Annotated in this window: 23 protein-coding genes; 16 read left to right on the forward strand and 7 right to left on the reverse strand. The window is 72.5% G+C overall.

The genetic code is table 11. The features are described from left to right. Positions 1-59 precede the first annotated feature (59 nt). Both AC068A_RS15980 and AC068A_RS15985 read left to right on the forward strand, forming a co-directional pair. The gene (locus AC068A_RS15980) at positions 60-1,034 is read left to right on the forward strand and encodes a glycosyltransferase family 2 protein (RefSeq protein WP_478585261.1); all 975 of its coding nucleotides are present in this window, start codon (positions 60-62) and stop codon (positions 1,032-1,034) included. After that, the gene (locus AC068A_RS15985; RefSeq protein WP_478585263.1) at positions 1,034-2,440 is read left to right on the forward strand and encodes a polysialyltransferase family glycosyltransferase; all 1,407 of its coding nucleotides are present in this window, start codon (positions 1,034-1,036) and stop codon (positions 2,438-2,440) included. The genes AC068A_RS15980 and AC068A_RS15985 overlap by 1 nt, the downstream gene beginning before the upstream one ends. A gap of 33 nt (positions 2,441-2,473) precedes the next feature. Here AC068A_RS15985 and leuE read toward each other — a convergent pair whose 3' ends face one another. Continuing rightward, a complete protein-coding gene (gene leuE / locus AC068A_RS15990) occupies positions 2,474-3,136 on the reverse strand; it encodes a leucine efflux protein LeuE (RefSeq protein ID WP_478585265.1) in 663 nt (220 codons plus the stop codon). Positions 3,137-3,190: 54 nt separating this feature from the next. Next, on the reverse strand, positions 3,191-4,771 hold the full coding sequence (locus AC068A_RS15995) for an acyl-CoA mutase large subunit family protein (RefSeq protein WP_478585267.1): 1,581 nt from the start codon (positions 4,769-4,771) through the stop codon (positions 3,191-3,193). Positions 4,772-4,954: 183 nt separating this feature from the next. Here AC068A_RS15995 and AC068A_RS16000 point away from each other — a divergent pair, with 183 nt between their 5' ends. Next, positions 4,955-5,824, forward strand: a complete 870-nt coding sequence (locus AC068A_RS16000; protein ID WP_478585269.1) for a L,D-transpeptidase family protein — start codon at positions 4,955-4,957, stop codon at positions 5,822-5,824. Positions 5,825-6,205: 381 nt separating this feature from the next. Here AC068A_RS16000 and AC068A_RS16005 read toward each other — a convergent pair whose 3' ends face one another. Next, the gene (locus AC068A_RS16005) at positions 6,206-7,297 is read right to left on the reverse strand and encodes a hypothetical protein (protein WP_478585270.1); all 1,092 of its coding nucleotides are present in this window, start codon (positions 7,295-7,297) and stop codon (positions 6,206-6,208) included. Then, positions 7,297-8,040 carry an RNA polymerase sigma factor gene (locus tag AC068A_RS16010; RefSeq protein ID WP_478585390.1) on the reverse strand — a complete coding sequence of 248 codons (744 nt, stop codon included), beginning with the start codon at positions 8,038-8,040 and terminating at the stop codon, positions 7,297-7,299. Before AC068A_RS16010 ends, AC068A_RS16005 begins: the two co-directional genes overlap by 1 nt. A 480-nt stretch (positions 8,041-8,520) precedes the next feature. On the opposite strand from AC068A_RS16010, the gene AC068A_RS16015 reads away from it, so the two are divergent. The 12 genes from AC068A_RS16015 (at position 8,521) to AC068A_RS16070 (ending at position 16,595) form a co-directional block, all read left to right on the forward strand. Continuing rightward, complete coding sequence (locus AC068A_RS16015; RefSeq protein ID WP_478585392.1) at positions 8,521-9,027, forward strand: 2-oxo-4-hydroxy-4-carboxy-5-ureidoimidazoline decarboxylase; 507 nt, start codon at positions 8,521-8,523, stop codon at positions 9,025-9,027. A 152-nt stretch (positions 9,028-9,179) separates the two neighbouring features. Next, positions 9,180-9,560 (forward strand): succinate dehydrogenase, cytochrome b556 subunit, encoded by a 381-nt coding sequence (gene sdhC, locus AC068A_RS16020; RefSeq protein ID WP_478585272.1) that lies wholly within the window; start codon positions 9,180-9,182, stop codon positions 9,558-9,560. Between the two features lie 5 nt (positions 9,561-9,565). Further along, positions 9,566-10,048, forward strand: a complete 483-nt coding sequence (locus tag AC068A_RS16025) for a succinate dehydrogenase hydrophobic membrane anchor subunit (RefSeq protein ID WP_478585274.1) — start codon at positions 9,566-9,568, stop codon at positions 10,046-10,048. A 26-nt stretch (positions 10,049-10,074) separates the two neighbouring features. Continuing rightward, complete coding sequence (sdhA, locus tag AC068A_RS16030; protein ID WP_360625055.1) at positions 10,075-11,829, forward strand: succinate dehydrogenase flavoprotein subunit; 1,755 nt, start codon at positions 10,075-10,077, stop codon at positions 11,827-11,829. Continuing rightward, positions 11,829-12,587 carry a succinate dehydrogenase iron-sulfur subunit gene (locus tag AC068A_RS16035; protein ID WP_478585277.1) on the forward strand — a complete coding sequence of 253 codons (759 nt, stop codon included), beginning with the start codon at positions 11,829-11,831 and terminating at the stop codon, positions 12,585-12,587. Before sdhA ends, AC068A_RS16035 begins: the two co-directional genes overlap by 1 nt. Positions 12,588-12,762: 175 nt before the next feature. After that, on the forward strand, positions 12,763-13,386 hold the full coding sequence (locus AC068A_RS16040; protein WP_478585279.1) for a Uma2 family endonuclease: 624 nt from the start codon (positions 12,763-12,765) through the stop codon (positions 13,384-13,386). Between the two features lie 49 nt (positions 13,387-13,435). Next, a complete protein-coding gene (locus AC068A_RS16045) occupies positions 13,436-13,981 on the forward strand; it encodes a hypothetical protein (protein WP_478585281.1) in 546 nt (181 codons plus the stop codon). Positions 13,982-14,096: 115 nt separating this feature from the next. Continuing rightward, entirely contained in the window at positions 14,097-14,366 is a 270-nt protein-coding gene (locus tag AC068A_RS16050; RefSeq protein ID WP_478585394.1) for an alpha/beta fold hydrolase, read from the forward strand. A gap of 194 nt (positions 14,367-14,560) precedes the next feature. After that, the gene (locus tag AC068A_RS16055; protein ID WP_478585283.1) at positions 14,561-14,869 is read left to right on the forward strand and encodes a hypothetical protein; all 309 of its coding nucleotides are present in this window, start codon (positions 14,561-14,563) and stop codon (positions 14,867-14,869) included. A 101-nt stretch (positions 14,870-14,970) separates the two neighbouring features. After that, positions 14,971-15,396 (forward strand): hypothetical protein, encoded by a 426-nt coding sequence (locus AC068A_RS16060; protein ID WP_478585285.1) that lies wholly within the window; start codon positions 14,971-14,973, stop codon positions 15,394-15,396. A gap of 3 nt (positions 15,397-15,399) precedes the next feature. After that, positions 15,400-15,843, forward strand: coding sequence for a thiol-disulfide oxidoreductase DCC family protein (locus AC068A_RS16065; protein WP_478585286.1), 444 nt, complete (start codon positions 15,400-15,402; stop codon positions 15,841-15,843). A gap of 11 nt (positions 15,844-15,854) precedes the next feature. After that, positions 15,855-16,595 carry a TetR family transcriptional regulator gene (locus AC068A_RS16070; protein WP_478585288.1) on the forward strand — a complete coding sequence of 247 codons (741 nt, stop codon included), beginning with the start codon at positions 15,855-15,857 and terminating at the stop codon, positions 16,593-16,595. Between the two features lie 8 nt (positions 16,596-16,603). Here the strand turns inward: AC068A_RS16070 and AC068A_RS16075 are convergent, their stop codons facing one another. Further along, positions 16,604-17,593: an NAD(P)-dependent alcohol dehydrogenase gene (locus tag AC068A_RS16075; protein ID WP_478585396.1), complete on the reverse strand. Its 990-nt coding sequence runs from the start codon at positions 17,591-17,593 to the stop codon at positions 16,604-16,606. A 102-nt stretch (positions 17,594-17,695) separates the two neighbouring features. On the opposite strand from AC068A_RS16075, the gene AC068A_RS16080 reads away from it, so the two are divergent. Beyond that, the gene (locus AC068A_RS16080; RefSeq protein WP_478585290.1) at positions 17,696-18,340 is read left to right on the forward strand and encodes a TetR/AcrR family transcriptional regulator; all 645 of its coding nucleotides are present in this window, start codon (positions 17,696-17,698) and stop codon (positions 18,338-18,340) included. A 23-nt stretch (positions 18,341-18,363) separates the two neighbouring features. Here the strand turns inward: AC068A_RS16080 and AC068A_RS16085 are convergent, their stop codons facing one another. After that, the gene (locus tag AC068A_RS16085) at positions 18,364-19,716 is read right to left on the reverse strand and encodes a metallophosphoesterase (protein WP_478585292.1); all 1,353 of its coding nucleotides are present in this window, start codon (positions 19,714-19,716) and stop codon (positions 18,364-18,366) included. Further along, entirely contained in the window at positions 19,713-19,973 is a 261-nt protein-coding gene (locus AC068A_RS16090; RefSeq protein ID WP_478585294.1) for an SCO4848 family membrane protein, read from the reverse strand. The genes AC068A_RS16085 and AC068A_RS16090 overlap by 4 nt, the downstream gene beginning before the upstream one ends. Positions 19,974-20,071 lie beyond the last annotated feature (98 nt).

Consider the following 20,071-nt stretch of genomic DNA (forward strand, 5'->3'; position numbering starts at 1 on the left):
CACGCGGAATACGCACGCGGGTCACGGTGAATGCCACGCGGCGACTTAATGTCTCACAGGTGCCCAAGCTCTCTGTTGTCGTGCCGTTCTACAACGTGCAGACATACGCACCGGACGCCCTGAAAGGCCTCGCACTCAATGCGCGCGACGATTTCGAGTTCCTGCTGGTCGACGACTGCTCGACCGACGGGACGCCCGCGCTCCTGGAGCGGGCGGCGCGCGAGCTGCCGGGGGCGGTGCACCTCGTACGCGACCGGAACGGCGGCCTGGCCACCGCCCGCAACACCGGCCTGGACGCGGCCCGCGGCGAGTACATCGCCTTCCTGGACGGCGACGACTGGCTGGCGCCCGGCCACCTGGCCCGCACCCTGGCCGTCATAGAGGCTCTGAACTGCGACTTCGTCCGCACCGACCATGTCACGGTGACCGGCCGGACGCGCGCGGTCCGGCATGTGCCGTACGGGCCCCAGCTCGTGCCCGCCGATCCGCGCGCCGGGATCCTGCCGGCCACCCGGTCGACCTGCGTGGACTATCCGTACGCCTGGGCCGGCATGTACCACCGGCGGCTGCTGGACCAGGGGCTGCTGCACTTCACCGACGGGCTGCGCACGGCGGAGGACCGGCCGTGGATCTGGCGGCTGCACCGGCGGGCGCGGTCCTTCGCGGCGGTCGGACTGCCCGGGATCTTCTACCGGCGCGGCATTTCCACATCGTTGACGCAGATCAAGGACGAGCGCCAGCTCGATTTCATCCGCGCATTCGATCAGGTGTTGGACGACACCGCGGCCGATCCCGATGCCGAACTGCTGCTCCCGAAAGCCGTCCGAACATATTGTGCAATTATCGCGCACCATGCCGGGTCCATCGAAAGGTTCGAACCACCCGTGGCCGAAAAACTCCGACTCATGAGCGCGGGCGCCCTCCAGCGCATGCCGCCTGAGCTGCTGGACCAGGCCCTGGACGCGATGGACCCGGAGCGCAGCACCCTGCTGCGCCGCCTGCGCCGCCTGCGCAGCGGCAAGGGGGTCGTCTGATGCCCGCTCCCGGACACGCACCCGGGCTCGTCCCCGGGCCCCTCCCCCGCACCGGCTCCCTCCCCTGCACCCAGGTCTTCCTCGCCTCCACCCTCTACGGCACGGCCACCCTCGCCGCCGGCATCGACGCGGGCTGCTTCCCGCCCGCCCACCGACGCATCCTGCTGACCAGCAACCACGCCCTCGCCGCCGAGGTGTCCCCCGGCCTGGCCGGCATGCCCGGCTTCGCCGAGCTGCGCACCCGCTTCGACGAGGTGATCGACTGGAACGCGGTCATCGCCCCGCTGCACCCCAGCTCCTGGACCCCGCGCCCCGAAGACGTACCCCTGTGGGAGCGGCAGCTGCGCATGCTCTGGGGGCTCGGCGAGGACCGCGTCGAGCTGGTCGTGGAGTCCCTCCAGGTGCCGCCCGCCCGCGCGCTGTGCCTGCTCTTCCCCGGCGCCGCCGTCGACGTGTACGCCGACGGCCTGATGAGCTACGGCCCCACCCGCTTCCGCCTCGACGCACAGCTCGGCACCCGCGCGCGCCGGGTGCTCCACCCCGACCTGGTGCCCGGTCTGGAGCCGCTGCTGCTCACCGAGTTCGGGGTGCCCGCGGAGCTGCTGCCGACCGAGGCCCTGCTGAAGGTCCTCGACGGGCTCCCGGCGGAGGCGCCCGAGCTGGCCGGGGTCGGGGAGGGCCCGGCGCTGCTGCTGGGCCAGTACCTCTCCGCGCTCGACCTGCTCTCCCCGCGGGAGGAGGAGGACCTGCACGTGGGCATGGTCCGCGGGGCGCACGCCCTCGGCCACCGCGAGCTGGTGTTCAAGCCCCATCCCAGTGCCCCCGCCGAGTACTCCCGGCGCGCCGCCGCCGAGGCCGAGCGGCTCGGCGCCCGGCTCACCGTCGCCGCCGCCCCGGTCCTGGCCGAGTGCCTGTACCAGCGGCTGCGCCCGGCCCTGGTCGTCGGCTGCTTCTCCACCGGACTGCTGACCGCCGCCACGCTGTACGGGCTGCCCGTCGCACGGACCGGCACCGAGGCCGTGCTGGCCCGCCTGACCCCGTACCAGAACAGCAACCGGATCCCGCTGACGGTGGTGGACGCGCTGCTGCCCGACCTCGCGGACGCGGCCGCCGTCACCGGCTGGGCCGCCCCCGGCCCGGAACAGGTCCGCGCCCGGCTGGCCGGGCTGGTCACCGCGGTCGGCTACGCCATGCAGCCGCAGATCCTGGCCGAGCGCCGCGCCGACGCCGAGCGCCACCTGGCCGCGCACCCGGACCGGCGCACCCGCGGATACGTCACGCGCCGCCGCCTGACCGCCCTCGGACTGCCCGGCGGCATCCCGGCCGGCCTGGCGTTCCTGCCGCAGAACCCGGCGGTGCGCCGCATGGTCCGCCGGCTGCGCCGCCTGCGCGCGGCGCGCTCCTGACCGGCGTACGGGGACCGGCGGCCCCGCGGCCCATCAGCCGGCGGCTAGCTTGGCGGCGAAGCCGAGGAAGAGCACCCCGGCGGCCGAGGTGGCCCCGGCCGACAGCCGCCTGCGCCGGCGGAAGGCCGCGGACAGCCGGGTGCCGCCGAATATCAGCAGCGTCAGGTACAGGAAGCTGCCGAGCTGGAGCAGGGTGCCCAGCAGCAGGAAGGAGAGCGCCGGGTAGGCGTAGGCCGGGTCGACGAACTGCACGAAGAAGGAGACCAGGAACAGGATCGCCTTCGGGTTGAACAGGCTGATCAGCAGTGCCCGGCGGTACGGCCGCTCGGCCTCTCCCGCATCCGCCTCCGCGGCGGGGGCGGCGGCCTCCTGCACCTCCTGCGGCCCGGTCCGCGACCGCCACAGCGACCAGGCGCCGCGCAGCATCCCGACGGCGAGCCAGGTCAGGTAGCCGGCGCCGAGCAGCTTGACGATGCCGAAGAGCACCGGGCTGGTCTGGAGCAGGGCCCCGGCCCCGGTGGCGGCGAGCGCCATGAGCACGGCGTCGCCCGTGAACACCCCGGCGGCGGCCTTGTAGCCCGTACGCACCCCGCGCCGCGCGGCGACGGACAGCACGTACAGGGAGTTCGGCCCCGGCAGCAGGATGATCAGGGCGAGCCCGAGGAGGTAGGTCGTCAGATCGGTGACACCCAGCATGGGCAGGAGTGTCTCATGGGGTTGCTCCTGTCGCACCGGCGTTCCAGCATGCGGTCACCAGCGGGATCCGGCCGGCTCGTAGGCGCCCCACACCTCGCGGAGGGTGTTGCAGACCTCGCCCACCGTGGCCCGGGCGCGCAGGGCCTCCTTCATCGGGTAGAGGACGTTCGCCGTGCCCTGCGCCGCCTCGCGCAGGGCGGCCAGCGCCGCCGCCACCGCCGCACCGTCCCGCTCGGCGCGCAGCGCGGCCAGCGCCTCGCGCTGGCGGACCTCGATGGCCGGGTCGACGCGCAGCGGCTCGTACGGCTCCTCCTCGGCCAGCGCGAACCGGTTCACCCCCACGACCACCCGGTCGCCGCTGTCGGTCTCCTGCGCGATGCGGTACGCGTTGCGCTCGATCTCCGCCTTCTGGAAGCCGGCCTCGATCGCGGCCACCGCCCCGCCGAGGTCCTCGACGCGGCGCATCAGGTCGAGCGCCGCCGCCTCCACCTCGTCGGTCATCCGCTCCACCGCGTAGCTGCCGGCGAACGGGTCGACGGTGTGCGGGACGTCCGTCTCGTGGGCCAGCACCTGCTGGGTGCGCAGGGCCAGCCGGGCCGCCTTCTCCGTCGGCAGGGCGATGGCCTCGTCGAAGGAGTTCGTGTGCAGCGACTGGGTGCCGCCGAGCACGGCCGCCAGGGCCTGCACCGCCACCCGTACGAGGTTCAGCTCGGGCTGCTGCGCCGTCAGCTGGACTCCGGCGGTTTGGGTGTGGAAGCGCAGCATCAGCGACTTGGGGTCCTTTGCGCCGAATTCCTCGCGCATGACGCGGGCCCAGATCCGCCGGGCGGCCCGGAACTTCGCGACCTCCTCCAGCAGGGTGGTGCGGGCCACGAAGAAGAACGACAGGCGGGGGGCGAACTCGTCGACGGCCATCCCGGCGTGCAGGGCGGTGCGGACGTACGCGATCCCGTCGGCCAGCGTGAAGGCGACCTCCTGTGCGGGTGAGGCCCCGGCCTCGGCCATGTGGTAGCCCGAGATGGAGATGGTGTTCCAGCGGGGGATCTCGGCCCGGCAGTACCGGAAGGTGTCGGCGGTCAGCCGCAGCGAGGGGCCGGGCGGGAAGATGTACGTCCCGCGGGCGATGTACTCCTTCAGCACGTCGTTCTGCACGGTCCCGGTCAGCTGCCCGCCCGCGATCCCCTGCTCCTCGGCGACCAGCTGATACATCAGCAGCAACAGGGCGGCCGGGGCGTTGATGGTCATCGAGGTGGACACCCGGTCGAGCGGAATCCCGTCGAACAGCACCCGCATGTCCTCGACCGAGTCGATGGCGACGCCGACCTTGCCGACCTCGCCGTGTGCGAGGGGCGCGTCGGAGTCGTGGCCCATCTGGGTCGGCAGGTCGAACGCGACGGACAGGCCGGTGCCGCCGCCGGCGATGAGCTGCCGGTAGCGGGCGTTGGATTCGGCGGCCGTCCCGAAGCCCGCGTACTGGCGCATGGTCCACGGCTTGCCGGTGTACATCGTGGGGTAGATCCCCCGTGTGTACGGATACGCCCCTGGTTCGCCCAGTTTGGTGTGCGGGTCCCACCCCGTCAGAACGTCCGGCCCGTAGACCGGTTCGATCGGGATGCCGCTCTCGGTGTTCGACATGTGACCAAGCCCTCCGTAGAGCAAAGGGACCCGGGGCTGATACAACCTTCCCCGCGACGGCTGAAGGCCGTCTCCCTGACGGCTGCTGGTCACAATGGCGCAACATCCCCGCACCCTGTGCAACTTCCCACGCCCGCCAGGCATCACCTAGACAGAAGACCCAGACATCCGGGGGGACAGCAGATGCACCGCCAGAGAGCCATAGTCCGCACACTCGGGGCAGCCGCCGCCGTCGCGCTCGCCGCGACCGCGTGCGGGCCCAAGTCGGAGCCCGCCGGCTCCGCGTCCCCGGTCGCCTCGGCCTCCGCGGCGGCCACCTCCCCCGAGGCCTCGCCCTCGTCCGACGGCAAGCAGGCCTCGCCCTCCGCGTCGCCGTCGCAGTCCGCCTCCCCGTCGGCCTCGGCCTCGGCCTCCCCGACGGTCAAGCCGATCATGGCGAACGGCGACGACAGCGACCAGGTGCGCGAGCTCCAGGCCCGCCTGAAGCAGCTCAAGTTCATGTCGGTGAAGCCGACCGGCTTCTACGGGACGAAGACGACCACCGCGGTCAAGGCCTTCCAGTCGAAGTACGGCCTGCCCGCCACCGGCTCGGTCGACGCCGCGACCTGGAAGAAGCTGCAGGGCGCCAGCAAGAAGCCGACGGCCGACGAGCTGCGCCCGCCGGAGGTCAACGAGGCCGACGCGCCCGACCCGCGCTGCATGCAGGGCCGCGTCATGTGCATCAGCAAGGAGAGCCGCACCCTGGCCTGGATGATCGACGGCAAGGTCGTCTCCACCATGGACGTGCGCTTCGGCTCCGAGAACACCCCGACCCGCGAGGGCGAGTTCAGCGTCGGCTGGAAGGCCAAGGACTGGACGTCGACGATCTACCACACGCCGATGCCGTACGCGATGTTCTTCAGCGGCGGCCAGGCGGTGCACTACTCGGCGGACTTCGCGGCGCGCGGCTACAACGGCGCCTCGCACGGGTGTGTGAACGTCCGCGACAAGGGCAAGATCGCTGCGCTGTTCGACCAGGTGAAGGTCGGCGACAAGGTCGTCGTCTACTGGTGAGCCGCCGGGCCTGAACGGCCCGAGTCCGGACCCGGGGGGGGCCGGACTCGGGCCGTTTTCCTTTGCTCTTCGCCGTGCGGGCCGCCTTTGCCGTGCGGGTCGCCGCCGTGTGCTCGAACGGCGCGAGGGCCGGAGGGCGGGAGGAAGAGGGGGGCGCGGGCAGGGCCGGGGGAACGAACCCCGCCCGCGCCGGGTGCGCAGAGCCCAGGGGTACGGGGGGAACCCCGGCTCATGCGCCGCCGATGACCAGTCGGCTCGTTATGTACTGCGCCACGGGTTCGAAAAGTGTTACAGCGGGTTCGCGACACCCGCCGAGGACAGCGCGAAGGCCCCGCGCGGAGCTTCGTCGCGGGGCCTTCGGGGTGGGTTGGAGCCCGACGGTCAGCGCGGTGCGCGCATGCCCGGGGAGGCGGTCCCGACCACCGGGGTCGGCTGGGTCATCGGCGCCGCCCGGCCGGGCGTCGGGGCCTTGAGGACCTCGCGGCCGTCGCCACTGCTGCGGGGCGCGGTGCCGGCGGTGGACCCGCTGGGGCCGTCGAGCACGGCCTCGCAGTAGTGCGGGATCCGCGAGAGCCCCTGGGCCAGCTTGGAGAGCTTGTCACGGCGGTCGGCGTTCATGTTGCCCGAGCGGTAGGCCTCGCACAGGTCGACCGCCTTGCGGCGGACCTCCCGGTCCGGTTCGCGCAGCTCGGTCGCGCCGCCGAGGGTCTCCTTGCCGACACCGCCGGTGCCGCCCGCGGAGGCCGCGCCGGACGAGGCGTCCGTGCCGGGGCGGAAGCGGGAGTCCGCTCCGGTGCCGCTGCCGTCGGCCGGGCCCGCGCCGGCCGCGGAGCCGTCCGGGGTGCCGGGGTCGGTGGTCCCGCCGCCGGCGCTGCGGAACGGGTCGGGGCGCAGCTGCGGTACGGACGTCGGGCCGGCGCCGCCGGACGGGGCCGGGCTCTCCGCGGCGCTGAGCGTCGCGGCCGGCGCGGGTCCGGCGGAGGTGTGGGTGGCGCGGTCCAGCAGGCCGGCTCCCGCGGCCGCGGCGAGACCGCCGACGGCGACGCCGGCCAGCGCCGCGGCGAGCGCGAACCGCACGGGGCGGCCGCGCCGGGACCCGGCGTGGTCGGGCGCGGGCAGGGCCATCACGGGGCCGAGGTCCACCAGGGGCCCGGCCTCGGCGGCGTACCCGGCCTCGGCAGCGGACCCGGCCTCGGCGGCGTACCCCGCGGCGGCCCGGGCCTCGGCGGCCCCTCCGCGGGCGGCGCGGAAGGCGGCCAGCGCGGCGCCCTCGCCGGGCAGTTCGGTCCCGGCGGGGGCCTGCGGCGGCACCAGCATGTCGAGGGCGGCCCGCAGCCGTTCTTCGGCGTCCTGGGCATGGCGATCGGCGTCGGCGTCCCCGGCGCGGCGATCGGCGTCCGGTGCGGCCGCCGCGCCGCGCAGCACGCGCTCCGCCGCCGCCCGGTCCAGCCACCTGTTGCGCTCGTCGGCCATCACATGTCCTTCTGCGTCCGCCAACGTGAATGCGTCACACCGGTTTGCTCTACGAGGCCACCGCCCCGGCCGCGCTGCGCGGGAACGGCGTCGAGGTCGCGCTGACCCCCGCCCTCCCGGATCCGGCCACCGGCATTATGGCCGACGGCCGGCGACCGGTCCGCCCCAGGCTCCGCTTCCGGTCCGACGACGCCCTCGGCGCAGAGCAGCTCCGCCAGTTTCTTCAGGCCCCGGTGGGCCGCGGTGCGTACCGCTCCCGGCCGCTTGCCCAGGGTCTCGGCCGCGCTCTTGGCGTCGAGTCCGACCACGACGCGCAGGACGACCGCCTCGGCCTGGTCCTGCGGGAGCCGGGCGATCAGGGCCATGGTCCGGCCGGTGGAGAGGGCCTCCATGGCCTCGCCCGCGGTGTCGCTGTCGGCGGCCCGGCCCGTCAGCTCGGTCTCGTCGCCGCCGATGGCGGGGCGGCGGCCGCGCATGCGGATGTGGTCCAGGGCCCGGTTGCGGGCCACCCGGGCGGCCCAGCCGCGGAAGCGGTCGGCGTCGCCGGTGAAGGAGTCGAGGTCGCGGGCGATCTGCAGCCAGGCCTCGGAGGTCACGTCCTCCGCGTCGCCGTCGCCGACGAGCGTGCGTACGTAACCCAGCAGGCGCGGGTGCACGGAGCGGTACACAGCACGGAACGCGTTCTCGTCGCCGTCCTGTGCCGCGAGCACCGCGGCGGTCAGCTCCGCGTCGTCCCCCAGCAAAGTCCCCAACCCGTTCACTGACTGTCCTGTACGTGTGGCGCAAATCAGCACGTTACGGCTTTTCAACTACCTTCGTCCACGCGTTGTACGGGGAGCAACCAATCGTGCGCGAACCGGGGTGTGACACAAAACGCACCCGCGGCGCTGTCATGGGTACGGGCTTGTCGCACGAGTCCGTACGGACGGCGACCGGGGCCTCTCCTGTGGGGGGTGGCGGCCCCGGTCGTCTTCCACCTCCCTCTCGTGGACGTCACCACGTCATCCTTTCGGCTCACTTCCGGGTGAAACCCCCGAACAGGCTCTGCGCACCCTGTCCGGCGTCGCTAGCGTGGCGGCACGCCCGTACCGCGCCCCGAGGAGTCCCCGCTGTCCAGCCATCTTCCGGCACAGGCCCCTGGGGATACCTCCCCGGGGGCCCCTCCCGGACGGAGTCTGGGGGAGACGCCTGCGGGATCCTCCGCCCTCGTCCGCGACCGCGGCCTGGCGCGTTTCAACGCCCTGTCCGCCGAGGCGGCCGAGGCCGTCCTGATGCAGTGCTGCGGCAGCCGGCGCTGGGCGCACCGGGTGGCCGCCCACAGACCGTACCCGGACTCGGGCGCGTTGCGGGCCGCCGCCGACGAAGCCTCGTACGACCTGGGCCACGCGGACCTGGCCGAGGCGCTCGCCGCGGAGTTCCCGCCGGAGCTGGGCCACGGGGCCCCGTACGCCGCCCTGCTGGCGCTGGACGCGGCCCACGCGGAGTACGAGCGCGCGTTCGGGCACGCCTTCGTGGTCTGCCTGGACGGGCACCCCCCGGAGGAGCGGGCCGCCCAGCTGCTGGGCACGATCCGCCGCCGGATGGTCCTGGACCCGGAGGAGGAGCGGGCGATCTCGGCGGACGAACTGCGCCGGCTGGCCCGGGCGCGGCTCGCGGACCTGACACATCGGCTCAACTTCCCGGATGGTGTGTGTGCGGCCGAAACGGGGCTATTCGCCCCGGTGGGGTAGGCCGTCCGTGCCTGTTTGATCACACCGGCGGACCCCGGGCGAAGGAACCGACAAAGCGTCGCTACGATGTCCGGGGCCGGTGGACCGTACCCGGCCGGGCCCGACCGACAACGAAGCCGGCAGGCCCCCGCCCCGCTTCCGGAGGGTTTTCCGTGCCGGCTGGAACGTTGTACCGCGGCCGGGAAGGAATGTGGTCCTGGGTGGCTCATCGAGTCACCGGCGTCCTCATTTTCTTCTTCCTGTTCGTACACGTCCTCGACACCGCTCTCGTTCGCGTCTCCCCCGAGGCGTACGACGATGTCGTGGCTACCTACAAGACGCCGATCGTCGCGCTGCTGGAGTACGGCCTCGTCGCCGCCATCCTGTTCCACGCGCTGAACGGTCTCCGTGTCATCGCAGTGGACTTCTGGTCCAAGGGCCCCCGCTACCAGAAGCAGATGCTCTGGTGGGTCATGGCGATCTGGCTGGTGCTGATGGTCGGGGCCCTGTACCCCGTCCTCGGCCACGCCTACCTCGAACTGTTCGGGAAGTGACGCGCATGTCCTCTGACACTTCTTCCGCTCAGGCCATCGGCGACGTGGAGGGCGTGAGCCTCTACGACGTCGACAACCCGGCGCCGTACATCGAGGCCCCGCGCAAGCGCACCGCCAAGACCCCGCGCTCGACCCGCGGCAACTTCGAGATGGCCGCATGGCTGTTCATGCGCCTGTCGGGCATCGTCCTCGTGGTCCTGGTCATCGGCCACCTCCTCATCCAGCTGGTGCTGGACGGCGGCGTGTCCAAGATCGGCTTCGCCTTCGTGGCCGGCCGCTGGGCGTCCCCGTTCTGGCAGGTCTGGGACCTGCTGATGCTGTGGCTGGCGATGCTGCACGGCGCCAACGGCCTGCGTACCGTCATCAACGACTACGCGGAGCGCGCGAACACGCGCCTGTGGCTGAAGGGCCTGCTCTACACCGCCACGGTGTTCACCATCCTTCTGGGCACGCTGGTGATCTTCACCTTCGACCCGAACATCCGCTAGGCAACGGGGCTGAGGCGACACATCTCATGAAGATCCACAAGTACGACACCGTCATCGTCGGCGCCGGCGGCGCGGGCATGCGCGCCGCCATCGAGGCGACGAAGCGCAGCCGCACCGCCGTGCTGACCAAGCTGTACCCCACCCGCTCCCACACGGGCGCCGCGCAGGGCGGCATGGCCGCCGCGCTGGCCAACGTGGAGGAGGACAACTGGGAGTGGCACACCTTCGACACGGTCAAGGGCGGTGACTACCTGGTCGACCAGGACGCCGCCGAGATCCTGGCGAAGGAGGCCATCGACGCCGTCCTCGACCTGGAGAAGATGGGCCTGCCGTTCAACCGCACCCCGGACGGCACCATCGACCAGCGCCGCTTCGGCGGCCACTCCCGCAACCACGGCGAGGCCCCGGTCCGCCGGTCCTGCTACGCCGCGGACCGCACCGGCCACATGATCCTCCAGACGCTGTACCAGAACTGCGTCAAGGAGGGCGTGGAGTTCTTCAACGAGTTCTACGTCCTGGACCAGCTGATCACCGAGGTCGACGGCGTCAGGAAGTCCGCCGGTGTGGTCGCGTACGAGCTGGCCACCGGCGAGATCCACATCTTCCAGGCGAAGGCCGTCGTCTACGCCTCGGGCGGCAACGGCAAGTTCTTCAAGGTGACCTCCAACGCGCACACCCTCACCGGTGACGGCCAGGCGGCCTGCTACCGGCGCGGCCTGCCGCTGGAGGACATGGAGTTCTTCCAGTTCCACCCGACGGGCATCTGGCGCATGGGCATCCTGCTGACGGAGGGCGCCCGCGGTGAGGGCGGCATCCTCCGCAACAAGGACGGCGAGCGCTTCATGGAGAAGTACGCGCCGGTCATGAAGGACCTCGCGTCCCGTGACGTCGTCTCCCGCTCCATCTACACGGAGATCCGCGAGGGCCGCGGCTGCGGTCCCGAGGGCGACCACGTGTACCTGGACCTCACCCACCTGCCGCCGGAGCAGCTGGACGCCAAGCTCCCGGACATCACCGAGTTCGCGCGCACCTACCTCGGCATCGAGCCCTACACGGACCCGATCCCGATCCAGCCGACCGCGCACTACGCCATGGGCGGCATCCCGACCAACGTCGAGGGCGAGGTCCTGGCGGACAACACCACCGTCGTCCCCGGCCTGTACGCGGCCGGCGAGGTCGCGTGCGTGTCGGTGCACGGCGCCAACCGCCTGGGCACCAACTCGCTGCTGGACATCAACGTCTTCGGCCGCCGCGCGGGCATCGCCGCCGCCGAATACTCCGCCAAGGCCGACTTCGTCGAGCTGCCGGAGAACCCGGCCCAGCTCGTGGTCGACCTGGTCGAGCAGCTGCGCAACTCCACCGGCACGGAGCGGGTCGCGGACCTGCGCAACGAGCTCCAGGAGACGATGGACGCGAACGTGTCGGTGTTCCGCACGGAGCAGACCATCAAGACCGCGGTCGAGAAGATCGCGGAGCTGCGCGAGCGCTACAAGAACGTCGCGATCCAGGACAAGGGCAAGCGGTTCAACACGGACCTGCTGGAGGCCATCGAGCTGGGCAACCTGCTCGACCTGGCCGAGGTCATGGCCGTCTCCGCCCTGGCCCGCAAGGAGTCCCGCGGTGGCCACTACCGCGAGGACTACCCGAACCGCGACGACGTCAACTTCATGCGCCACACCATGGCGTACCGCGAGGTGGCGGCCGACGGCAAGGACTCCGTCCGGCTCGACTACAAGCCCGTCGTCACCACCCGCTACCAGCCGATGGAGCGTAAGTACTGATGGCCACCCCGACCCTCGTGAAGAAGGAGGCGGAGCCCGCCGCCTCCCCGTACATCACGGTCACCTTCCGGATCCGCCGCTTCAACCCCGAGGTCTCCGACCAGGCCGAGTGGCAGGACTTCCAGATCGAGATCGACCCGAAGGAGCGCGTGCTCGACGGTCTCCACAAGATCAAGTGGAACCTGGACGGCACGCTGACCTTCCGCCGCTCCTGCGCGCACGGCATCTGCGGCTCCGACGCGATGCGGATCAACGGCAAGAACCGCCTCGCCTGCAAGACGCTGATCAAGGACATCAACCCGGAGAAGCCCATCACCGTCGAGCCCATCAAGGGCCTGGCCGTGATGAAGGACCTCGTGGTCGACATGGAGCCCTTCTTCCAGGCGTACCGGGACGTCATGCCGTTCCTGGTCACCAAGGGCAACGAGCCGACCCGCGAGCGCCTGCAGTCCGCCGAGGACCGCGAGCGCTTCGACGACACCACGAAGTGCATCCTGTGCGCCGCGTGCACGTCCTCGTGCCCGGTGTTCTGGAACGACGGCCAGTACTTCGGCCCGGCGGCGATCGTCAACGCGCACCGCTTCATCTTCGACTCGCGTGACGAGGCCGGCGAGCAGCGCCTGGAGATCCTGAACGACAAGGACGGCGTGTGGCGCTGCCGCACCACGTTCAACTGCACGGACGCCTGCCCGCGCGGCATCGAGGTCACGAAGGCGATCCAGGAAGTCAAGCGCGCCCTGATCACCCGCCGCTTCTGACCTTCCTGTCCCCGCGGACCCCGCACGGCCCCGCACCCGGCACCCGCCGGGCGCGGGGCCCTCGCGTTTCCGCACCCGCACGCGGACCCGTTCGAGTGAGCGCGCGGCCTTCGGCCGCCGGGCCCGTCCGCGTCCTACGATGATGCCCTCGACAGCAGCCCACGGGAGGCACGTGATGTCCGCAGCACACACTGAGCAGCCCTACAGCGACCGGTCTCTGATCGCCGAGGCCAACCGGCTCATGGAACGGCTTCCGGGCTACCGCGTCGAGATCATCGGAGGGCAGATCATCGTGTCCCCACCAGCCGACGGCGCCCATGCCCGGGCCCTGACCAAGCTCATGAGCCCGTTCATCACGGCCGGTCTCGACGGCGGGGCCACGGAAGTACTCCAAGGCATCGGCCTCTGGCTCCCCGAGGGACGCGAGGACTATGCCATCCCGGACCTCTCGGTCGTCGACGCGGACTTCGAGGACCACCACATCGAGAACAACTGCTACGACCCGGTCGTGTTCCGCCTGGTCCTGGAGGTCACCTCCTCCAACTACAAGACCGACCTGCGCACCAAGGTCACCGCGTACGCCAACGCCAAGGTGCCCGTCTACGTGATCGTCGACCGCAGGCACAACCGCCTGCACGTCCTCACCGACCCGGCGCAGGACGAATACGCCACCCACCGCATCCACGCCCCTGGCGAGCTCGTCACCCTGCCCGAGTCGATCGGCGCCAAGGTCACCCTGGACGTCGCCGAGATCCTCACGGCCGCGGGTCGCGGCAGGCCGGAGGCCGGGGCCGAGTAGTGCCCCGGGGGCGGTCTGGGCAGGCGGGTTCTGTGTAAGGATCAGCCACATGAGCGATCAGCAGCCGAATCCGTACGCGAGCGACAACGGGGCCCCGGGCAGCCCGAGTTACGGCTACCCGCAGCCCTACCCGGCGGCCCCGGGCTACCAGCCGACCGTCGGCGGCGCGGGCATACCGGCCCCTTCCCAGCCGCCCGCCGCGCCGCCGGCGTTCGCCCCGGCCCCGGTCCCGCCGCCCACGGGCGCGGGCGGCGGCGGCAGTCTGACGCTCGGTGACATCACCATCGTCGGCGACCAGATCATCACCCCGTCCGGGACGATGCCGCTCAAGGGCGCCATGTGGAACGCCACGGACTTCTCCCGGACCGAGACGAAGATCCCGTCGCACGCCATCGTGCTCGCGATCATCTTCTTCATCTTCTGCCTGCTCGGCCTGCTGTTCCTCCTCATGAAGGAGAAGACCACGACCGGCTACATCCAGGTCACGGTCACCAGCGGCGGCCGCCACCACGCCACGATGATCCCGGCGATCGACGCGAGCACCTTCCAGTGGGTGATGGGGCAGGTCAACTACGCCCGGTCGATGAGCATGTGATCCGCCGCCAGCCGCTCACCTCCGTTTCCGGGCGTCGGCCCTGCCCGCCCGGCAGCGTACGGGCAGGCACCGACAGCGGCCGTCCGGGGGGATTTCCCGCGACGAGGACGACGTACTGGCCCTGCTGGACCACCTCGGCATCGAGCGGGCGGCGCTGGTGGGGTCCTCGTACGGCCGCCGGGTCGCCCTGCAGATCGCGGCCCGGCACCCCGGGCGGGTGACCCGGCTCTACGACCACCCCGACTTCCGCGGGATCGCCGCGTCCGTCCCGCAGCTGGTGCCGGGCGCCCGCCACATGGAGCTGCCCTGGGCCGGCCACCTGCCGTCGCTGGAGCGCCCGCAGGAGATCACCGCCCTGCTGCTGGAGTTCCTGGGCCGCCCGTGAGGCGGCGGCCGGACGGCCGGATGGCAGCCGCACCGGGGGCGTGCCAGGCTTGACGGAGGGGAGCGGCCGGCGACGGTGGACACGCCCGCGCCGGCGCCCCTTCCCGGCTCCCCGCCCGACCACGGCCCTTCCGGCCGTGCGCGGCTGCGGCCCACGGGGACGGCCGGATCCGCCCGCCTGAAGAGGAGCCAGCCATGACGACGGACGACAGGGTGCGCGGCGACGAGGACCTCGCCTTCTTCGAGGCGGTCGCGGCGGCTTTCCGGGAGTACCCGGGCGCTCGGGGCAGGTACGCCCTCGCGAGCCTGGAGCAGGAGACCGAGCTGGGCATCGACTTCAGCCGGCAGGTCGGGGTCTCCCGCGTGGAGGACCGGCGGATCGTCACGGAGTTCGTGGACCGCGAGGCGCCGGAGGACCCGGGCCCCAGGGCGGCGCGCGGGCGGCTCTGCATCAAGCGGAACATCCACGGCAGGTGCCTGATGTGGATCGAGGCGCCGGAGTAGCGCGGCCCCGCAGGGCGGGGCACAGCGAGCTTGAACCTGTTCAAAAAGAGGTCTACAGTCAGTCCTGCCAACGAGTTGAACATGTTCAAGGGGGGCGAGGCATGGACCTCACCGTCGTCGCGTACGTCATCTACCTGCTCGTCAGCATCGGTCTGACCGTCTGGGTCGCCCGGACGCTCAGCCGCAACGGCCGGGTCTTCATCGCCGACGTCCTGCACGGGGACGAGAAGCTCGCGGACGCCGTGAACCACCTCCTGGTGGTCGGCTTCTACCTCGTGAACATCGGCTTCGTGACCCTCTACCTGCGGTCGGCCGACACCATCGACACCGCCCGCACCCTCTTCGAGGTGCTCTCGGTCAAGCTCGGCGTCGTCCTGCTGGTGCTCGGCTTCCTGCACCTCGGCAACGTATGGGTGCTGAACAAGATGCGCCGCCGCGGGATCATGGAGCGCCGGCAGACGCCGCCGGTCGCCCCGCAGGGCTGGACCGCGCCGGCCGCCGGCGCCTGGCCGACCGCCGGGGCCTGACCGATGGCACCGGCCGCGCGCGCCGCCGCCACCCGGCACCTGACCGTCCTGTACGACGCGGACTGCCCGCTGTGCGTCCACATCCGGCACTGGCTGCTCCGGCAGCACTGCCTGGTCCCGCTCCGGCTCGTGCCGGCCGGGTCCCGGGAGGCACAGCGGCGGTTCCCCGAGCTCGACCACGCCTCGACCCTGCGCGAGATCACCGTGATCGGGGACTCGGGCCAGGTGTGGACCGGCACCGACGCCTTCATCGTCTGCCTGTGGGCGCTCGCCGAGCACCGGCCGAAGGCGAACTGGCTCGCCACCCCGGCGGGCCGGCCCTTCGCCCGGGCCGCCATGTACACCGCCTCCGCCTGGCGGCAGGCGGTACGGACCGAACCCGGCGCGGAGCCCGGGCCGGAGGCGGAGGCACCCGCCTGTGGCGAGCACTGCCCCGCACCCCGATAGGCTCGGACACCGTGACTGATCAGAAGGCTCCCAAGAGCGAGCAGACCCGCACGCTCATCCTCGAAACCGCGCTCCGCCTCTTCCAGGAGCGCGGCTTCGACAAGACGACCATGCGGGCCATCGCCAAGGAGGCCGGAGTCTCGGTCGGCAACGCCTACTACTACTTCGAGTCGAAGGAACACCTGGTCCAGGGGTTCTACGACCGGATCGGCGCCGCCCACCAAGCGGCGGTCCGGCCCATCCTGGACAACGAGACCGACCTGCAGAAGCGGCTCGCGGGCGTGCTGCTGAGCTGGCTCGACATCGCGGCGCCCTACCACGAGTTCGCCTCGCAGTTCTTCAAGAACGCCGCGGACCCCGAGAGCCCGCTCAGCCCGTTCTCCCCCGAGTCCGAGCCCGCCCGCAGGGCCGTGATCGACATGCACCGCGAGGTCCTCGCCGGCGCGAAGACCAAGGTGCCGGACGAACTGGCCGACGTCCTGCCCGAGCTGATGTGGCTCTCGCACATGGGGCTCGTCCTGTACTGGGTCTTCGACCGGTCCCCCGACAGCGCCAAGACCCGGCGCCTGGCCGAGCGCGGCGCACAGCTCACGACGCGCGGCATCGTCCTCGCCCGCTTCCGGGTCCTGCGCCCGCTGGTGCGCGAACTGCACGAGCTGTTCGCGGACTTCCTGCCGGGCATGGCGCAGACGGCCGTGTCGAAGAAGAAGCGCGCCTCGGACCCCGACCCGGAGCCCGAGCCGAAGCCCTAGCCGAAGCCCTAGGGGCGCTCCGGCTCCGCCGCGCGGACCGTGATGGCGGTCTTGCCCCGGGCCTGACCCGCCGCCAGCCCGCGTACCGCCTCCGGTACGTCGGCCAGCCCGTACGCGGCGCCCACGACCGGGGTCAGCAGGCCGGCCTCCACGAACCCGTTCAGCGCTTCGAGGTCGGCCCGCCGGGTCTTCGCGACGAACATCGTCAGCCGCTGCCGCACGAAGGGCGACAGGACGACCGCACGGAACTGCCGCCCCAGCCCGATCCAGTCCCCCGCGTCCTCGCCGCCCGCGATGACGAGGGTGCCGCGCGGCGCGAGGGCCCGGCGCAGCCGGGACAGGCTGCTGCTGCCGCCGATGTCCAGGATCACGTCGTAGCGGCGGCCGCCGGCCGCGAAGTCGGTGCGGGTGTAGTCGATCACGTGGTCCGCGCCGATCGAGCGGACCAGCTCCGCCTTGGCCGTGCTGCACACCCCCGTCACCTCGGCCCCCAGGGCCTTGGCCACCTGCACGGCGAAGGTCCCCACGCCGCCCGACGCGCCGACGACCAGGACGTGCTGTCCCGGACGCACGCGGCCCACGTCCCGCAGGCCCTGGAGCGCGGTGAGCCCGGAGACCGCCACCACCCCGGCCTGCTCGAAGCCGAGCCGGGCCGGCTTGCGCACGATCCGGTCGGCGCGGGCGACCGCGTACTCGGCGAAGGAGCCGGGCGCGACCCCGTACACCTCGTCCCCCGGCGCGAAGCCGGTCACGCCGGGCCCCACCGCCGCGACCGTGCCCGCCACGTCCTGCCCGACCCACGGCTTCCGCGGCCGGCGCAGCCCGAGGACCAGCCGCACCACGTAGGGCTGCCCCGCCATCAGGTGCCAGGTGCCCCGGTCGACGCCGGCCGCGGCGACCCGGATCAGCACCTCGCCCTTCCCCGCGGACGGCCGGGGGACCTCCGCCAGCCGCAGGACCTCGGGGGGCCCGTAGCCCTCCTGGACGACCGCCTTCATCAGGTCCATCCCGCCCGCCCTCTCTTCCGTACTAAGTACGACTTACTTAGTACGGTACCCTCTGGACGGCAGCAGAACCACGAGGTGTGCGACGGAATCGACATGGACAGGCAGGCTCCGCTCAGCCGCGAACGGGTGCTCGCCGCGGCGGTGCGCGTCGCGGACGCGGGCGGCATCACCGCGCTGACGATCAGGTCCGTGGCGCAGGAGCTCGGCGTCAAGCCGATGTCCCTGTACCACCACGTGCCCAACAAGGAGGCGATCGTCGACGGCATCGTCGACGCCGTCTTCGCCGAGATCGACCTGCCCCCGGCCGACACCGACTGGCGGACCGCGCTGCGCCACCGCGCCCACTCGGCCCGCACCGTGCTGCGCCGCCACCCGTGGGCGACCGCGGTGATGGACTCGCGCGCCCACCCCGGCCCGGCCACGCTCCGGCACCATGACGCGGTGATCGCCACCCTGCGGCGCGGCGGCTTCCCGTTCCCGCTCGCGGCGCACGCCTTCTCGCTGCTGGACAGCTACGTCTACGGGTTCGCCCTGACGGAGGCGGCCCTGCCGTTCCAGCCGCAGGACGTCGGCGAGGCCGCCCTGGACTTCCTCGCGCAGTTCCCGGCCGACGAGTACCCGCACCTGGCCGAGTTCGCCCGGGAGCACGTCATGCAGCCCGGGTACGACTACGGGGCCGAGTTCGACTACGGGCTGGACCTCGTCCTCGACGGCCTCGAACGGCGCCTGGCGGGCTGAGCCGCCCGCCGGCGCCGTCCGGTTCAGGCCTGGTACGAGGCGAGTTCGACGACGGTGATGTCCGACGGCGCCCCGACCCGGACCGGCGGGCCCCAGGCGCCGGCGCCGCGGGAGACGTAGAGCTGGGTGTCCCCGTAGCGTTCGAGGCCGGCGACGGTCGGATTGGCCAGGTCGGCGAGGTACTCGCCGGGCCACATCTGGCCGCCGTGCGTGTGGCCGGACAACTGGAGGTCGACGCCGTGGCGGACCGCGTCGTGGATGACCACCGGCTGGTGGGCGAGGAGCACCGCGGCGCGGGACCGGTCGCGGTCGCCGAGGGCCGCCCGGAAGTCCGGGCCACTGCCCTCCCGCTCGCCCTGGACGTCGTTGACCCCGGCGAGGTCGAAGTGCGGCAGGGCGCGGCGGGCGTTCTCCAGCGGGGTCAGGCCCAGTTCGCGGACGTGGTCGATCCACTGCTGCGCCCCGGAGAAGTACTCGTGGTTCCCGGTGACGAAGTACGCGCCGTGCCGCGCCCGGAGCCCGGCCAGCGGTTCGGCGGCCGGGCCGAGGTCGGCCACGTCGCCGTCGACGAGGTCGCCGACGATGGCGATGAGGTCGGGCTGGGTGCGGTTGACGGTCTCGACGATCCGGGCGGCGTGCGCACGGCCCAGGACGGGGCCCAGGTGGACGTCGCTGACGACGGCGATCCGGAAGCCGTGGGCCGCGCGGGGCAGTTTGGCGAGGGGGACCTGCACCCGCTTCACGCGCGGCCCGCGCATGACCCCGTACGTCCCGTACCCGACGGTCCCGGCGGCGGCCGCGACCGCGACGCCGGCCACGGCGCGGGCGACGAACAGCCGCCGGCCGATCCCGGCGGCCTCCGGCTCCTGCGAGGCCTGCTGCTCCCCCGAGGCCTGCTGCTCCGCCGGCTTCGCCGGCTCGGGCTCCCGCCCGCGCTGCCCCTTTGGCTCCGGGGCCGGCCCGGGGGCGGCCTGCGCCGCGGCCCCCACCGGGGCGGAGGCCTGCGGCTGCGGCTCGCGCGCCCGTTCGGGCTCGGGCCGCGGCTGCGGGCCGCGCGCCGGGCGGCGGCGCAGCAGGAGCGCCCGTACCGGCTCGGCGACCAGCATGGCCATGCTCAGGTACAGCAGGACGGCCAGCCACAGGTAGCCCGGCCAGGCCACGGCCTGTTCGAACGCGAAGGGGGCGCCGGCGCGGCCCGCGGTCAGGGCGGCCAGCGACAGCAGCGGCAGCGCGACGGCGAGGACGGTGCCCGCCCGGCGGGCGGGGCCCCCGGGGCGGGTGGTGTCGCGGACCAGGCGGACCCACAGCCAGCGGTGGACCAGCCCCAGCAGGGCCAGGACGAGCAGGGCGACGACGGCGAAGAGGACGGCGCTCACTGCTCCGGCCCCCGGCGTGCCGCACGGCGCAGGGCGAGCACCCCGCGCAGCCCGATCACACCAACGGCCGTCCCCAGGAGAAAGGACGTCACTGCCAGGAGAAGGTGGACCCAGAAATACCCGGTCGGCTCGCCCGCTGCGTCGAATGCCAGACCGCTGCTGTCCTTCCACAGGTTCCGGACGAAAGACACCCAGATGAACCAGCTCCACACGCCGAAGGCGAGCAGGAACCAGGAGGCGGTGCGGCTGAGTTTCATGCCCCCAGTATCGGTTCGGTCCCCAGGACGGACGCGCCGGGGTGGGCTGTCCCGGCGGTCGTTGGGCCGACTTGGCCGGTCCCCGGCGATGGTGTGCC

It is taken from the genome of Streptomyces sp. NPDC043854, from assembly GCF_056436005.1.

Excerpts from the sequence above, each read along its gene's own strand:
- AC068A_RS16035 (WP_478585277.1), top strand. The coding sequence starts at position 11,829 with ATGGCCACCCCGACCCTCGTGAAGAAGGAGGCGGAGCCCGCCGCCTCC.
- AC068A_RS15995 (WP_478585267.1), bottom strand. The coding sequence starts at position 4,771 with ATGTCGAACACCGAGAGCGGCATCCCGATCGAACCGGTCTACGGGCCG.
- AC068A_RS16000 (WP_478585269.1), top strand. The coding sequence starts at position 4,955 with ATGCACCGCCAGAGAGCCATAGTCCGCACACTCGGGGCAGCCGCCGCC.
- AC068A_RS16045 (WP_478585281.1), top strand. The coding sequence starts at position 13,436 with ATGAGCGATCAGCAGCCGAATCCGTACGCGAGCGACAACGGGGCCCCG.
- AC068A_RS16075 (WP_478585396.1), bottom strand. The coding sequence starts at position 17,593 with ATGAAGGCGGTCGTCCAGGAGGGCTACGGGCCCCCCGAGGTCCTGCGG.
- AC068A_RS16025 (WP_478585274.1), top strand. The coding sequence starts at position 9,566 with ATGTCCTCTGACACTTCTTCCGCTCAGGCCATCGGCGACGTGGAGGGC.
- sdhA (WP_360625055.1), top strand. The coding sequence starts at position 10,075 with ATGAAGATCCACAAGTACGACACCGTCATCGTCGGCGCCGGCGGCGCG.
- AC068A_RS16040 (WP_478585279.1), top strand. The coding sequence starts at position 12,763 with ATGTCCGCAGCACACACTGAGCAGCCCTACAGCGACCGGTCTCTGATC.
- AC068A_RS16060 (WP_478585285.1), top strand. The coding sequence starts at position 14,971 with ATGGACCTCACCGTCGTCGCGTACGTCATCTACCTGCTCGTCAGCATC.
- AC068A_RS16080 (WP_478585290.1), top strand. The coding sequence starts at position 17,696 with ATGGACAGGCAGGCTCCGCTCAGCCGCGAACGGGTGCTCGCCGCGGCG.
- AC068A_RS16055 (WP_478585283.1), top strand. The coding sequence starts at position 14,561 with ATGACGACGGACGACAGGGTGCGCGGCGACGAGGACCTCGCCTTCTTC.
- AC068A_RS16090 (WP_478585294.1), bottom strand. The coding sequence starts at position 19,973 with ATGAAACTCAGCCGCACCGCCTCCTGGTTCCTGCTCGCCTTCGGCGTG.
- AC068A_RS16005 (WP_478585270.1), bottom strand. The coding sequence starts at position 7,297 with ATGGCCGACGAGCGCAACAGGTGGCTGGACCGGGCGGCGGCGGAGCGC.
- AC068A_RS16065 (WP_478585286.1), top strand. The coding sequence starts at position 15,400 with ATGGCACCGGCCGCGCGCGCCGCCGCCACCCGGCACCTGACCGTCCTG.
- leuE (WP_478585265.1), bottom strand. The coding sequence starts at position 3,136 with ATGCTGGGTGTCACCGATCTGACGACCTACCTCCTCGGGCTCGCCCTG.
- AC068A_RS15985 (WP_478585263.1), top strand. The coding sequence starts at position 1,034 with ATGCCCGCTCCCGGACACGCACCCGGGCTCGTCCCCGGGCCCCTCCCC.